The sequence below is a fragment of the Bacillus sp. DWP3-1 genome, assembly GCF_049896565.1.
Taxonomy (GTDB): domain Bacteria; phylum Bacillota; class Bacilli; order Bacillales; family Bacillaceae; genus Bacillus.
On sequence record NZ_JAFCUN010000004.1, the window covers coordinates 359,020 to 373,891 of the forward strand.

Consider the following 14,872-nt stretch of genomic DNA (forward strand, 5'->3'; position numbering starts at 1 on the left):
CAAGTACTCAATATAAACTGATTAAGTAAGAAAAAACTGACTAAGGAGTGGATAAAATATGACTGAAAGTGAGCTAAATAAAGCGATAGCTCCAGTAAGTTATGCCTTAAATATATTAGCGGGAAAATGGAATTTAAAAATCTTAGCTGTACTATGTAGTTACAATGATATTCGATATAATGAGTTAAAGCGTAAAGTGTATGGAATTACAGGAACAATGCTCAATCAATCATTAAAGGATCTGATTGAAAACGGAATTGTTCAACGAGTTCAGTATAATGAAGTTCCATCAAGAGTAGAATATTCATTGACTGGGGCAGGACTAGAGCTGATCCCTATATTTGAACAACTTCTTTTATGGGGCGAAAACCAATTAGAAAAATCAAAATAAAATGAATATAAAAAGAAAACTAGATTATCCAAGGGTAACTTTTGCAGTGCTTGATATGGCTGGCCACAACCTGCAAATTGAACAACCCGATGTATTTAACTCATTAGTCCATAACTGGTTAAACAGACTTGAGGCGGAAAATGTTAAGTAGTTTTTCTCTAAATGACTGTCCACTCATCTTAAGTAAGTGGACGTTTTTGTTTGAGAATAATATTTTTATATAATGCAGTCCAATCATCCCCATACCGTTTGAAAGGTTTTTTGCTATCCATCGAAATGCTTCAACTATTAGTAAGATTTATATGTTTTCTACCGATTTGACCTATGTTAAAAAAGTCTAACTAAACAATCATAAGGCGGGTTGAGTAAATGCTTGGATTACCAAGAGGAGAGGTTTTTTTAGTTCCTTGGTCTGTTGAATGGGTCAAAGAATTTGAAATGGAAAAGAAACGAATAGTAGAGGTTATCGGTCAGTACACAGTGAATGTCCACCATATTGGAAGTACAGCAGTAAAGGGTTTAAGTGCGAAGCCAATTATTGATATTGCAATTGAAATAGATGATTTTCTTGACGGAGAACAGTGCGTAACAGCTTTGGAAGGGCTAGGTTATTCATATAAAGGAACCAATGTTTTACCTGAAAGACACTATTTCAACAAAGGAGAACCACGTACACACCAAATCCATATGTATCAAACAGGCAATAGGTATTTACTCGAACAGTTAAATTTCAGGGATTATTTAATAAGTAACGAACTAGTAAGAAGTGAGTACGAGCAGCTCAAACTGAACCTATCAATTTTAAATAAAAATGAAAAACACAAATATGCAGAGGGGAAAACTGACTTTGTTCAGTCGATTTTAGAGAGAATTTAGAAAAGATTCTCTCTTTTGGTGATCAAACTAACTGATTTTATGCACAAGTGGACTCGCTACAAAGGGGAGTTTCTTCTTTTTAACCAAAATCAACATTATTCTTTAACATAGCTAAATTAACAAGGGTGAGGGATATGAAATTTGTTTATTCGTTTCATCATTAAACCCCCTGTCTTATTTGTGTCACTATATCACGTTTGGTGCTCTTTTAAATCCTAAATTGCAATTATTTCCGATTCATGTTACAATAAGAATAATTATTTTTGTTCGGCGTAAAGGATAGCATGAAGAAAGACTTTTCGTCTTGAGGATACTTTGGGCAAGGATAGTATAATACATTGTGTGGTAAACGCACTAGGAGGCAACAAACATGGAACAAGGTACAGTAAAATGGTTTAACGCAGAAAAAGGTTTTGGATTTATCGAACGTGAAGAAGGCGACGATGTATTCGTACATTTCTCAGCTATCCAAGGTGACGGATTCAAATCTTTAGACGAAGGTCAAAAAGTAACATTTGACGTAGAGCAAGGTTCTCGTGGAGCTCAAGCTGCTAACGTTCAAAAAACTGCTTAATCTTCATTTTTAAAAACAGGTTCTCTGTAGAGAGCCTGTTTTTTTGTGTTTTTATTTATTTCTTCAATAAAAAACCCTACTCAGCGTACAAGTAGGGGGATGTTACAAGGTAATCGTAAAAAAATTCATGCTTCAAAGGTTTATCAACAGTATAGCATATTGGATTTACAATATGCGGAATTTGCCTAAATAAATTCTTTTTTCTTTCATAAGTTGAAGGGTGGATAGGTTCTTAGAGAACATGTATTCAAAAATGGTGAGGGATGCCCAAAAGAGCGGCAGAGTTCTTAACAGAAACTTTTTATTTGCTTTTCTGTAATCCCTTTGATGACTTCTAATTCACTTAGCAAAAATTCATGGGCATCATCTAGCATTTTCTTTTCACTTGCATTTAGTGCTTTCTCTTTCTTCATACGCATCAGGTCACGTACAACTTCAGCACCGTCTTGGATGTTACCCGTTTTTATTTTGTTTGTATTAATTGTATGACGTTCTTTCCATGTCAGTATTTGATCTGATTTGCCATGCTGGAAAATGTGTATCACACTGTTTAATGCCAGTATATCTGTAACAGGTCTAATACGTGAACCCGACATTTTCCGTGTTGGTATCATCACTTTCATATGACTGATTGACATATTAATCACATAATACTGTTGTTTTTCATCAGAAAATTCTTTTTCTTCTATGGCTTCAATTATACCTGCTCCATGCATTGGATACACAATGTTATCACCAATTTGAAACATATCATCCACCTCCATATTAAGTACCTACTATAAGGGTACCACAAATCGATCCGGAATAATCAAATTTTTAATAATAACATGTTTATTTATTTTTTGTCAATAAATTTAGTTCTAAAAAAGAGAGATTATTTTGAAGAAATTTTGGGTGTGATTGTTTTTTTATTATCCATGATTTTTGAACATATCCTCTAGAATCCTCGCTATAAGAAAAACAGGATATCCACCATTAAAAAAGACCAGCCATTGAGCTAGTCTTTCAAAATAGAATCCGATCATAATGTCGAAATATCAATGACAAACCGATAACGCACATCACTTTTCAGCACACGTTCATACGCTTCATCAACTTGACTTGCGTTGATCACTTCAATTTGTGGTGCGATATTGTGAGCAGCTGCAAAATCGAGCATTTCTTGTGTTTCTTGTATGCCTCCAACGAGTGAACCGGCAATGCTGCGACGGCCAGTAATCAATGAAAAGACGTGGAATTGATCTGGCTCAGGTGGTGCACCGACGTTCACCAAGGTTCCATCCACACGAAGTAGGGACAAATAGGCGTCTATATTGATATTGGCAGAAACTGTGTTGAGAATGAGGTCATACTGACCGGCTAGTGTCTGAAAGGTATGAGGATCACTTGTAGCAAAATAATCTTTTGCACCAAATGACAGCGCCTCTTCTTTTTTATTCAAAGAGCGGCTCAATACCGTGACTTCAGCGCCAAGTGCACGTGCGAATTGAATGGCCACGTGACCGAGTCCGCCCATCCCGACGATGGCAACTTTTTTACCTGGCCCTGCTTTCCAGTGCTTTAACGGTGAATAAGTTGTGATTCCAGCGCAGAGAAGAGGACTTGCGGCATCAAGGGATAGTTGATCTGGAATGCTGACGACAAAGCGCTCTGTCACGACAATCTTCTGACTATAGCCGCCGTAAGTCGGTTCCCCGTCATAATCGAGGTTATTATAGGTTTGGACGACCCCTTTCGTGCAATATTGCTCGTCTCCATTTTGGCAATATTCACAGGTGCCGCAGGAATCAACAAAGCAGCCAACACCTACACGGTCTCCGATCTGAAATTTCGTCACATCATCACCAACAGCGGCAACGACTCCAGTGATCTCATGACCCGGAACCATTGGGAAAATACCGCCGCCCCATTCATCAAAGGCACTGTGGATATCTGAATGACAGATCCCGCTAAATTGAATATCGATTAAAATATCATGTGGACGAAGCGCTCTTCGTTCAATGGTTGTCCGTTCAAAGCTCGCTTTTGCATGTGAAACACTTAAAACGTTTGAATGGTGCGTCTGACACATTCTTGATCATCCTTTCAAAAGTAAGATTCTTTACTTCTATACTGTACGTCTTAAAGTGAACTCTAAGTCAATAGAGAACCCTCTTCAAGCTTTTCAACATCCTTAAATAAAGAATTGAGCCAAAAGCATCTTGCGTTCTCTATCAAATTGGAGATGATGAGAAGAAGGAATTTCATTTTTCATAAGGTGAGAGAAGAAGAGAAGGGTGAAAACAATGAAAATAGCACAAGCCGCCAAGCAGCTCGATTTATCTACTGCCACGCTCAGATACTACGAGAATATTGGTTTAATTCGACCGATCCGGCGTGATGAAAACGGTGTTCGTGATTATGCAGAAGAAGATATTCAGTGGATTGAATTTATCAAATGTATGAGAAATGCGGGTCTCTCAATTGATGCACTTAGAGAATATACGGCTTTATTTATCGAGGGCGAGGATCGTACCCTGTCCTCGCGGAAAAGTATTTTGGTCAATGAGAGAGAAAGACTTGTAGAAAAACAAAAGGAAATCGAAGAGACGATTAAGCGGTTAGATTACAAGATAGAAAGTTATGAAGATATTATCCACAGCTATGAACAAAAGCTGGTTCATCAACTAAAAACCAGCTTAATTTAAATGAAGAAAAACCTGTGACTTTTCACAGGTTTTGTGATGTGGTTATCTTTTTGTGTAACGCACCCAGTTATAATGTGCGTGGAGCGGTGTAACACCGTTATAGGAGCCGAGCCATTCATCGACACCTGCACCATTCCAGAGGTTCATCATAATCTTTCCTGGAGTTTGAGGGATTTGAGTAGTGGCAGTATGTTTTAATTGTCCATCTACATACCATTTAATCGAGTTAGGCTGCCAGTCAAATGCATACGTGTGATAAGAGTTTGCTGCATCAAAACCAAGGTTGACGATCTTTTCATGATTTCCTACACCATTGGTATAGTAGTTAAACTGAACCTTTGTCGTATCTTTTCCTAGAAATTCGATATCAATTTCATCCCAAGGCGTACCATCAGTCGGTCCCGTATAAGTAAAGAACGAAGACACGATCCCTACATTTTTGGCTGGTTTCATGCTGACTTCATATAGACCGTAGCCATATGTTTGAGTGGAGCGGTTTTCTCCGCAGTCAAACTTATTATAGGAGGGACTTGTGAGCGATAATCGCATTTCACCTAATGACGTCATGGAGACATTATTTGCACGCCACGTACAGTTAAACATGTTTCCATTCGAGTACCCATCGGCTTTTTGCCATAACCCCGTATTATAGTTGTTAAAAGGCTCGTAAAACGACCCGCCTGTTTGTGCCGAGGCACCCGCAGTAAATGTGGACAAACTCAAGACTATTCCAGTGACAAGCAGCATCAACATTCGTTTCACACGGTAAGACATGTAGGCATTCCCCTCTCCTTTTTTGAAAGCGTTTTCTTAATTGATCATACATGATTCTCTCAAAATGGAAAATCGGTCTAATATATGATATTAAAGAGGATTTTTTGCTAGATTCTTCTCTTATTTCATAGGAAGTTACTAAAGAAAATGGTATAAACAGCAAAAGATCATCAAAAACTCATTCGTTAAAATTGAGTTTTTGATCTTTTTCATGCCATTTAATAAAGAATGATTGACAAAGCGGACAGTTGTCCGTAAGATAATATCGGGACAATTGTCCTAATGAGAATCAAAAGAGATGAGATTTAACACATAGAGATAAGTGCAATATGGATGAAGGTAAAGAAGGTGAGGCATCATGGAAAAGGATATTGGAAAGGAAATTGAAGAGGTCGCTTTTTCTTTGTTTCAGGAATTTGGCGTGGAAAATGTCAGCATGCATAAAATTGCCAAAACAGCTGGTGTTGGGCAGGGCACTCTTTACCGCCGCTATGCCAATAAAAGTGATTTGTGCCTTTCTATCCTTGGAGAAAGATTTGAACAGCTGATCCCTGCTTTGCATCTTTACTTGAGCAAAATCAGTGACCAGCCGGTTCGTGAACGTTTGCGTTATGTGCTCGAAGAAATTCATCTCATCGTCGGTCATCATTTAGACTGGATTCGGATGCTTACAATCTCTGGAAATTTAGAGCAGACAAGTAAAGTGTATGATTGTCATTACAGTCAATCGCTTAAACAAATCATTCGTGATTTGCTGGAGGAAGCAGAAGAAAAAGGGGAAGCGAACATACAGGATATTGAGCTGACGACATTATGTATGTCCTCTCCGATGACGCCTGAACTGATGTTTTATATTTGTGAATCTGGTTATTCAATCGAAAAAATCGCTCAATTCGCTGCAGAGAAACAGATTTTATCTGTTTTCAATAGACATTGAAGTGGCTCATTTCTGACCAGCCTGACTTCCTATGATTGATCTAAATTGAAAAAGAAAAGGAGCCAACCTACTATGAACAAACAGCAAGCAGCAGCTTCTCATATTCGAACGCTGCCCATTATTATCTCATTTATTACAGCTGGTTTTATTGGCTTGTTCAGTGAAACAGCACTAAATATGGCGCTGAGAAGCTTAACGTTAGACTTTGGTATTGAAGCAACGACAGCTCAGTGGCTGACAACAGGATATTTATTAACACTTGGTATTCTCGTACCAATTTCAGGACTCATTCTTCAGTGGTTTACAACAAGACAGCTTTTCATTACGTCGCTCATCTTTTCGATCATTGGAACATTTATTGCGGCGGTTGCGCCAGTCTTTAGTATTTTAATGGTGGCACGTGTCGTACAGGCAGTCGGTACAGCATTGCTTCTTCCATTGATGTTCAATACGATTTTGGTGATCATCCCGCCTCATAAACGAGGCAGATCAATGGGGATTATAGGTCTTGTGATCATGTTTGCACCAGCTGTTGGTCCAACAGTCTCTGGTCTTATTTTGAAATCGCTGACTTGGCATTGGATTTTCTGGATTTCACTTCCGTTATTAATAGCTGCACTCGTCTTTGGTTTTATCTTTATGCAAAATATTACGGAGCCAACAAGACCAAAAATCGACATTTTATCGATTGTGCTTTCAACCATTGGTTTCGGAGGAATTGTGTATGGCTTTAGCAGTGCCGGTGAAGGCGGTGGCTGGAGCAGTATGCATGTTATCGTTGCAATTGTAGTAGGTGTCATTGGGATTCTTGTATTCTCTCTCAGACAGTTGAATATGAAGGAACCGATGTTGAACTTAAGTCCGTTTAAATATCCGATGTTTGTCATTGGGTTACTGCTGATCTTAGTGTGTATGATGGTGATGCTGTCTGCTATGATGATTTTGCCATTGTATCTGCAAACATCCTTGGCACTAACGACATTTACAGCAGGTTTAATGCTATTGCCTGGTGGAATTATCAACGGTCTGCTATCTCCAATCATGGGTGGGCTATTTGATAAGTTTGGACCAAAATGGCTTGTGATTCCAGGGCTTGTCATTGTCGCAGCGACGATGTTTGGCTTCACGAATTTAAGTGTGAATACATCGATTGGATACATTGTGACCCTTCATATTACGTTAATGGTCGGAATCGCGATGATCATGATGCCTGCACAAACAAATGGATTAAATCAGCTGCCGCCAGAGCTATATCCGCATGGTACAGCGATTATGAATACATTGCAGCAGGTGTCAGGAGCTATTGGTACTGCGGTCGGTATTTCGATCCTTTCATCAGGGACCCGCAGCTTTATGGAAAATGTGGCTGATCCCGCAAATCCGATGAACCAGCTGCTCGCCTTTACAAATGGCGTCCAGCATGCATTTATCTTTGCTGTGATCATGACCGTCATTGGTTTGATCATCGCTTTCTTCATTAAACGAGTGAAAGTAGAACAGCAAGTTTCATAAAATAGATGAAAAGCACTGAGGACCTAGCGCCGCAGTGCTTTTTTGATTTGCCCAATGCTTGTTTCAAAGAGAGCGAAAATGGGGAGATAGATAAAAAGTGAACCAATGAGAATGTGCTGCTGATTCAGTAGAAGGAAAAGAGGAAAAAGGAACGAATGAGTTAGAAGAAATGAATAAGATAGGAGACTGAGATCATGAACTTAGAAGAACAAATCAAAATCGCTGCGTCATTACGTCAACCAGCTGAAGGTTCATTACCGAGTCAATCGGAACTAAAACCAGTCCATCCTCCTGAAGTAAACAAAATGGAATATGACATTCCAACAAGTGCTGGCGAAACAAAGGTATGGGTATTTAAGCCGGTCAACACATCAAAGCAGCCGCTTCCTGTTTTTGTGAATTTACATGGCGGAGGATTTATCCTAGGCAGTGCTGAAATGGATAACCACTGGTGTCCGGTCATTGCAGACCGAGCGCAATGTATCGTCGTCAATGTGGAGTATCAGCTTGCCCCAGAGCACCCTTTCCCGGCCGCTCTTCATGAATGCTACGATGTGCTGAAGTGGCTGTATGAACACCCTGATGAGCTTCAAATAGATCCCAAAGCAATAGCCATTGGCGGACATAGCGCAGGAGGAAACTTGGCAACGGCTGCTTGTCTCTTAAATATTCAAAAAGGGAACAAACTCCCGATTGTCTATCAAGTGCTTGATTATCCGCCGCTTGATTTAGCCACTGATCCAGCACAAAAACCAGCGTTTGAAGAAGCGATCCCAGTTGAAATGGCGAGACTCTTTAATGCCTTCTATCTGCAAGGCCAAGATCCGCACAATCCGCTCGTTTCTCCGATCTTTGCCGATCGTTCATCCTTGGCACAAATGCCACCAGCTCTCGTTATCACAGCTGAAAGAGATTCGCTAGCTCAAGAAGCCGAACAATATGCGGAGAAGTTAAAAGAAGCAGGGGTAGATGTCACGTACAGACAGTTTAAAGGAGTCCCTCACGCCTTCACGCATGCCGGAGATTTAGCAATAGCTGAAGAGGCTTGGCATCTGATGAGTGATCAATTGAAGAAGGCATTTGAATAAGATAAGAACAGTGATGTAAAAGCACAGAACCCAGCGGGTCTGTGCTTTTATTGTTGTTAAGTGAATGAAAAAGATCAGATATCTGCCTTCATTGTCGATATAATAGAAAGAATAGAAGACGACTTAAAAAAGGAGCGAATCTAATGGAAAAAGAGAAACTACAGGCATTTTGTCTTTCTTTAAAAGGAGTAACCCATGATTATCAGCCAGAATGGCATGCAGATCGTTATCATATTGGTGGAAAGATGTTTGCTATGATGGGCGGAGATGCGAATCGAAAACCTGTCATCACTTTAAAATGTGACCCTCAACGAGCTGAAGAACTAAGAGAGGCGCATGAGGGGATTATTCCGGGCTATTATATGAATAAGACTCATTGGAATTCGATTTACCTTGATGCGGACATTCCATCTTCATTTGTAGAGGAGTTAATCGAACATTCCTACCAATTGGTTTTTCACAAATTAACAAAAAAATCTCAACATGACATCCTCCAACATGATGAATGAAGTGAGACAAGTTAATAAACCGTGTGATTCTCTTCAAAATTGACTAGAGCGAAGTGCTGTCGTTATAATTTAACCAGTTAGAAGACGTTAATAGGGGGATATAATTGAGCTATACAGTCATTACAGGAGCAAGTTCAGGTATTGGGGTATGAGGCGGCGCTAGCCTTTGCAGCACGAGGCAAAAACCTTATTTTAGCTGCACGCCGGCTCGAGAAACTCCACGAACTGAAGAAAGAGATTCTTGATCAATATCCCGAGATCAAAGTAAACATACAGTCTGTCGATTTAACCGACATGGAGCAAGTGTATTCATTTTATGAATCGTTGGCTGAATATGAGCTTGACACCTTCATTAATAATGCAGGGTTTGGCCATTTCGGTTCAATAGGAGAACAGGACGTAAGTAAAATTGGGGATATGCTTCATCTGAATATCGAAGCCTTAACGATTTTATCCACTTTATTTGTTCGTGATTATGAGCAAGTAGAAGGGGCTCAGCTGATCAACATTTCTTCAAGAGCGGGCTATACAGTCGTCGGCAATGCCGTCACCTATTCAGCCACGAAGTTTTACGTGAGTGCCTTTACAGAAGGACTGCACTAGAGTTGAAAGAAAAAGGAGCTAACTTACAGGCAAAAGTATTAGCGCCTTCCGCGACAGAATCAGAATTTGCAAAGCGTTCATTAGATGTAGACCAATTTGAATATGAAGGCAATATCAAGAAATATCATACATCAAAAGAAATGGCAGCTTGTCTGCTCGAGCTTTATGATCATGAAAAAACAGTCGGTATTGTTGACGGCAGGACATTCGACTTTGAATTGAAAGACCCGATTTTTACACATGCTGGTCCAAGTATGAAATAGAAATGACACATCACTGAGGGCAGATTTCCTCGGTGATTTTTTTATGGCATGATTGACTGTGTGGTAACCACATGGTTTAGAATGTGTACAAAAGGAGGGAATCTAGTGACGTATGTAACAAGTGGAGAAGTATGTAAGCTACTAAACATCACAAAGTATACGCTTCGTCATTATATAGAACAGGATCTCGTACGCCCTGCGAAGGTTGCTCAAAATGGATACCAATTATTTGATGAAAAAGAGATTTACACCCTTTATCAAATCCTTTTCTTAAAAAAGGCGGGCTTCTCTTTAAAAGATATAAGCGAGACCTTTTCGAATGAACAAAGTATCACTCTGTCCTACCAAGAAATGCTGGATCAGGTCGAGAAGCAAATACAGGAACTAAGCGAAGTGAAACAGCGTCTGGAGCATATGCTGTCGATTCAAAACAGCCTTCAGCTTAATAAAACAACCATCCAAGATCGGCCAATTCGGTATTTAAAACAGATCCCGCATCATCTTCTAAAGGGTGAAACAGAGCTGGACTTTAAACAAATCGTTCATCAAAAGGAGCTGGATCTGTCTCTTTTTGAGGAGAGATATTATGTGATCAATCTGCAAGATGACACAACAATTTCTTATTATGTATCAAATGAACGTGATTATGATGTGAGACTGGATGCAGGTTCTTACGCGGTCAAAAGCTTTTTAGCTGGAGATGAAGAGAAGGTCATTGAAGAAATTGAGGCTTTTCTACATGAAGTACCTTTTACACAAGAGAGTGCACAACCTTCTTCTATCATCTTATATGAGAATGTACCAGTCTCTGTCACGTACCAAAATTCAATGGTGTACACAGTTGAACAAGGAGCGGGGAATAGAAGATGAAAAAAAGGATTTGGCTGATCATCGCAGCAGCAGTACTCATTTTCATCGCAGCATTTGTAGTTTATGAAAACAGCTTTGCTATGAATGAAAAGGAAGTCGTCATGGAGACTGAAAATGGGACATTATCAGGTATCGTGACCACGCCTAAGAAAGCGCCAATCAAAGGAGTTGTGCTTTTTATACACGGAGATGGTCCTCAAAATGCCACATATGACGGAGGATACAGACCCTTAATGGAACGCTTTGCAAAGCAAGGCTATGCATCTATATCATGGGATAAGCCCGGGGTGGGTCAATCAGAAGGAAACTGGCTCCATCAATCCATGGAGGATCGTGCAAAAGAAGTAGACAATGTGATCAAATGGGCGAAAAAAGAGCCTGATCTTCAATCAAAACAAATCATCTTATGGGGAGCAAGCCAAGCAGGCTGGGTGATCCCAAAAGTAATGGCTGATCGAACAGATATCACAGCCTCCATTCTTGTCGGGCCTGCTGTCAATTGGATGAGACAGGGAAGGTACTATACACTTCAAACATTAAAAGAAGCGGATGCATCTAAAGAACAAATTCAAAAAACACTCAAAAAAGAAGATGAGCAAAACAAATTATTAGTAGAAGGCGCAGCATTTCGCACATATCAAAAGAAAACGGACGATCAAGAGATGACAAAAGATCGATTTGAATTCATTCAAAAGAACATGAAAGCCGATGCCACTTCAGATATCAAGTGCATCCAATCACCGACCTATTTGGTTTTGGCGCAGAATGACCGAAATGTAGATTCTGCTGAAACAAAAAGGATCTACGAAAAAGAAGTAGCACCTAAATGGTTGCATGTTCAAACAATTAGAGGCGTAGAGCATTCAATGCTGAATCCGCTCATTCATCATTCAAATACCCTGGTCACATTAGCAGCGATCGCCGCACCGAAAGACTTCCTGCTTAGCCAAGCGTACTTGGATCACTGTGAAAACATACTAGAGCAGCTAAAAACACCTTTGCATTAGGTGTTTTTTTCATGCGTTCTTTGATAAAACAAAGAATCAAAGATCCAGTAGATGAGACTGCTCATGATGACGATAGGCACAGATGCCGAGCTCCCAATACCATCAATGACAAAAAGCATGACAACCATTGCAATCAGTAAATAAGCGGCTAAATAAAGAGGATGGAAAGCCTTTGGCTGCAAAGAAAACAACAACTGCAAAGGAACCGCAAAAACGAAATAATAAACAAAAAAGATGGGAATGTAAAATACCAGGAACGCAGGCTCTCCCTGAATCGGTGGATAGAAGCATACGAACAGACTGAGTAAAATCGAACTAAGGAATAGTGTTATTAGGATTTTGTGAAATGATTGAAGCATTTGCAATACGTATACTCCTTTTTTGTAAAATTTACTATATTTTATCATAAATTGATGATCTAGTATTGTTTACTTTTATTGATTGAACAACCTCAATATCTCCTCTTTTAAAAGTAAAGTTAGGTATTTAGATGTAAATAAATGATTGTGATAATGACCATTTTTCCTTTATTTGGTTCTGTATCTTTCGCCTCATGCCGATGAATGAAGGAATGGTATAAAGTAAACCCTATAGAAAGAGATCTAGCTTTGAATCCATCACATTTAAGAAGAGAGATGATCGAATGAACGTAACAAAATGGTTAGGTGCTGTCCTTCTTTCTGTTTTATTACTGTCGACAGCAGCTTGTGCCAATACAAGTACCCAAGAGAAAAATCAAAGCGAAAAAGAAAGCGCAACTAATCAATCAAAGGACAAAACGACAGCCGTAGAAACAGGGAATAAGTCCTTATCTAATATTAAGGTATTAGCGACAGGCGGGACGATTGCTGGCAGTTCGGACAGTGATACAGATACGACAGGATATAAATCCGGTTCACTTGGCATCGATAAAGTCATTGCTTCAGTTCCTCAGCTAAAGGATATTGCAAACGTTACCGGTGAACAGGTAGCGAATGTTGGCAGTGAAAATGTTGATAATGCCCTTCTTTTAAAATTAGCCAAACGAGTGAATCAACTCTTAAATGATGATCAGGTGGATGGCATAGTCATCACGCATGGAACAGACACACTTGAAGAAACAGCTTACTTTCTACATCTGGTTGTCAAAAGTGATAAGCCAGTTGTGGTCGTTGGATCAATGAGACCAGCGTCTGCTATCAGTGCGGATGGTCCGCTGAACTTGTATCATGCTGTCAAAATTGCCTCTATAAAAGAAGCAAAGGGCAAAGGTGTCATGGTCACGTTAAATGACCGAATTGCATCAGCTCGATTTATTTCAAAGACAAACACGACCACAACCGATTCCTTCAAGTCTCTTGAGCATGGCTACATTGGAGAAATTGCTGGTGAAGTGGTTTCCTTCTATAACGAATCAACAAGAAAACATACGACTGAAAGTGAATTTGATGTATCAAAAATAAAAGAATTACCGCAAGTTGATATTTTATACGGCTATCAAAATGATCATAAATACATGTATGATGCAGCAGTAAAAGCAGGAGCGAAAGGCATTGTCGTTGCCGCAGCAGGAAATGGAACGATGTCAACAGAAGCCATCAAAGGGGCAACAGATGCAGTGAAGAAAGATGTGGTCCTCGTGAGATCAAGCCGTGCGGGAAATGGGATTGTGACCCACGAAAAAATGGATGATGAACATCACTTTGTGTCATCGGATTCATTAAATCCACAAAAAGCACGCATTCTGCTTATGCTCGCTCTAACGAAGACAAAAGATCCAGATAAAGTACAGACATATTATGAAAAATATTAATGAAGAAAGGGACCCGAAGCTTCGGGTCTTTTTTTATGCATGTTCCTGATGATACTTTTCAGCACGTGTTTTTAAAGAGAGTAAAATATCTCGCCATATATCGTCTACATCTGTAAGAAAATGTCCCGCTTGATCTATATAATAGGTTTTGACGTTTGGAATCGTTGGAGCCATTTTTTCTATTTCTACAAATGGAGCCATCGTATCCTCTTTTCCATGCCATACATCAACAGGGATTTGTATATCTTTCATATCGAATGCCCATGGCTGCGAGAGCAAATATGGTTCATGAATACATTCATCCACCGATTGACGAGTGGCTTCGTGTAAATGCGTCATCATCATCTCGAGCTGCTCATCGGTTTGAAGGAATTGACGGTCCCATGGATGTAAATGTTTGTTCCCATTTTTGGCCAGCTTCTTAAATTTCTCTGGTTTTTTCTCAATCATTTTTTTCTGGGAACGATAGCTTGCTTTCAATAGCCAAGGGAACTTCTTACTGAGGAAAAAAGCCAATTTGTTCTCTTTCAGCATACTTTTAGGCGGTTTTCCGTCCTGAAAAGGAGTTGTACTTGAGATCAAAGCGGCTGAAAGGACTCGACTCGGCAATTGGTAGGCACAGCCAGCAGCGAATGCGCCGCCTCCAGATACACCCATCACTGAAAAATAGTGAATGCCTAAATGATCTGCTACTTCCAGCACGTCTTTTGCCCAGTCTAAAATCGTACGGTCAGGTTGAAGGGTAGATAAACCAAATCCAGGTCTGTCTAGACAGATGAGGCGAACACCGAGCTCTTTAGAGATTGGGTCATCATCTAAAAACATGACTCTTGATCCAGGAGTTCCGTGAAAAAAGAATACTGGAAATCCTTCAAGATCACCGTATTCACACAAACCAATATGACGCCCATCTTGTAAATGAATCCTACCCATATTTTCATCCCCTTAATAGTTTATCTAGCTTAAATGTTGATGAGAGAAACACCGAA

Annotated in this window: 16 protein-coding genes and 2 pseudogenes; 13 read left to right on the forward strand and 5 right to left on the reverse strand. The window is 39.7% G+C overall.

Annotation, left to right across the window (positions count from 1 at the left end; all coding sequences use genetic code 11):
• Nucleotides 1-58 precede the first annotated feature (58 nt).
• The 4 genes and pseudogenes from ACP7A0_RS11615 (at nt 59) to ACP7A0_RS11630 (ending at nt 1,841) form a co-directional block, all read left to right on the forward strand.
• On the forward strand, nt 59-391 hold the full coding sequence (locus ACP7A0_RS11615; RefSeq protein ID WP_426005200.1) for a winged helix-turn-helix transcriptional regulator: 333 nt from the start codon (nt 59-61) through the stop codon (nt 389-391).
• A 22-nt stretch (nt 392-413) separates the two neighbouring features.
• Nucleotides 414-542, forward strand: a pseudogene (locus ACP7A0_RS11620) (alpha/beta fold hydrolase); the annotation flags it as partial.
• Between the two features lie 218 nt (nt 543-760).
• Nucleotides 761-1,267 (forward strand): GrpB family protein, encoded by a 507-nt coding sequence (locus ACP7A0_RS11625; protein ID WP_426005202.1) that lies wholly within the window; start codon nt 761-763, stop codon nt 1,265-1,267.
• A gap of 370 nt (nt 1,268-1,637) precedes the next feature.
• On the forward strand, nt 1,638-1,841 hold the full coding sequence (locus ACP7A0_RS11630) for a cold-shock protein (RefSeq protein WP_003214229.1): 204 nt from the start codon (nt 1,638-1,640) through the stop codon (nt 1,839-1,841).
• 287 nt (nt 1,842-2,128) lie between these two features.
• On the opposite strand, the gene ACP7A0_RS11635 is transcribed toward ACP7A0_RS11630, so the two are convergent.
• On the reverse strand, nt 2,129-2,590 hold the full coding sequence (locus ACP7A0_RS11635; protein ID WP_106037132.1) for a CarD family transcriptional regulator: 462 nt from the start codon (nt 2,588-2,590) through the stop codon (nt 2,129-2,131).
• Between the two features lie 272 nt (nt 2,591-2,862).
• Complete coding sequence (locus ACP7A0_RS11640; protein ID WP_060595604.1) at nt 2,863-3,912, reverse strand: NAD(P)-dependent alcohol dehydrogenase; 1,050 nt, start codon at nt 3,910-3,912, stop codon at nt 2,863-2,865.
• A gap of 214 nt (nt 3,913-4,126) precedes the next feature.
• Here ACP7A0_RS11640 and ACP7A0_RS11645 point away from each other — a divergent pair, with 214 nt between their 5' ends.
• Nucleotides 4,127-4,528, forward strand: a complete 402-nt coding sequence (locus ACP7A0_RS11645) for a MerR family transcriptional regulator (protein WP_034666051.1) — start codon at nt 4,127-4,129, stop codon at nt 4,526-4,528.
• Between the two features lie 42 nt (nt 4,529-4,570).
• Here ACP7A0_RS11645 and bglS read toward each other — a convergent pair whose 3' ends face one another.
• Nucleotides 4,571-5,302: a beta-glucanase gene (bglS, locus tag ACP7A0_RS11650; RefSeq protein ID WP_003214284.1), complete on the reverse strand. Its 732-nt coding sequence runs from the start codon at nt 5,300-5,302 to the stop codon at nt 4,571-4,573.
• Between the two features lie 358 nt (nt 5,303-5,660).
• On the opposite strand from bglS, the gene ACP7A0_RS11655 reads away from it, so the two are divergent.
• From ACP7A0_RS11655 to ACP7A0_RS11685, 7 genes and pseudogenes are all read left to right on the forward strand, one after another.
• Nucleotides 5,661-6,239 carry a TetR/AcrR family transcriptional regulator gene (locus ACP7A0_RS11655; protein WP_034666049.1) on the forward strand — a complete coding sequence of 193 codons (579 nt, stop codon included), beginning with the start codon at nt 5,661-5,663 and terminating at the stop codon, nt 6,237-6,239.
• 72 nt (nt 6,240-6,311) lie between these two features.
• On the forward strand, nt 6,312-7,751 hold the full coding sequence (locus ACP7A0_RS11660; RefSeq protein WP_034666046.1) for a DHA2 family efflux MFS transporter permease subunit: 1,440 nt from the start codon (nt 6,312-6,314) through the stop codon (nt 7,749-7,751).
• 194 nt (nt 7,752-7,945) lie between these two features.
• The gene (locus ACP7A0_RS11665) at nt 7,946-8,839 is read left to right on the forward strand and encodes an alpha/beta hydrolase (RefSeq protein WP_106037135.1); all 894 of its coding nucleotides are present in this window, start codon (nt 7,946-7,948) and stop codon (nt 8,837-8,839) included.
• Between the two features lie 143 nt (nt 8,840-8,982).
• Nucleotides 8,983-9,348, forward strand: a complete 366-nt coding sequence (locus ACP7A0_RS11670) for an MmcQ/YjbR family DNA-binding protein (protein ID WP_060595608.1) — start codon at nt 8,983-8,985, stop codon at nt 9,346-9,348.
• 104 nt (nt 9,349-9,452) lie between these two features.
• Nucleotides 9,453-10,214 (forward strand): annotated as a pseudogene (locus ACP7A0_RS11675) (SDR family NAD(P)-dependent oxidoreductase).
• 105 nt (nt 10,215-10,319) lie between these two features.
• The gene (locus tag ACP7A0_RS11680; RefSeq protein ID WP_164847192.1) at nt 10,320-11,084 is read left to right on the forward strand and encodes a MerR family transcriptional regulator; all 765 of its coding nucleotides are present in this window, start codon (nt 10,320-10,322) and stop codon (nt 11,082-11,084) included.
• Nucleotides 11,081-12,091, forward strand: a complete 1,011-nt coding sequence (locus ACP7A0_RS11685) for an alpha/beta hydrolase family protein (RefSeq protein ID WP_106039288.1) — start codon at nt 11,081-11,083, stop codon at nt 12,089-12,091. The genes ACP7A0_RS11680 and ACP7A0_RS11685 overlap by 4 nt, the downstream gene beginning before the upstream one ends.
• On the opposite strand, the gene ACP7A0_RS11690 is transcribed toward ACP7A0_RS11685, so the two are convergent.
• A complete protein-coding gene (locus ACP7A0_RS11690) occupies nt 12,088-12,285 on the reverse strand; it encodes a hypothetical protein (protein WP_248114758.1) in 198 nt (65 codons plus the stop codon). The two genes, ACP7A0_RS11685 and ACP7A0_RS11690, sit on opposite strands and share 4 nt — an antisense overlap.
• A gap of 449 nt (nt 12,286-12,734) precedes the next feature.
• Between ACP7A0_RS11690 and ACP7A0_RS11695 the strand changes: the two genes are divergently transcribed.
• Nucleotides 12,735-13,883, forward strand: a complete 1,149-nt coding sequence (locus ACP7A0_RS11695; RefSeq protein WP_106037139.1) for a type II asparaginase — start codon at nt 12,735-12,737, stop codon at nt 13,881-13,883.
• Between the two features lie 33 nt (nt 13,884-13,916).
• Here ACP7A0_RS11695 and ACP7A0_RS11700 read toward each other — a convergent pair whose 3' ends face one another.
• Nucleotides 13,917-14,816, reverse strand: coding sequence for an alpha/beta fold hydrolase (locus ACP7A0_RS11700; RefSeq protein ID WP_426005209.1), 900 nt, complete (start codon nt 14,814-14,816; stop codon nt 13,917-13,919).
• Between the last annotated feature and the right edge of the window lie 56 nt (nt 14,817-14,872).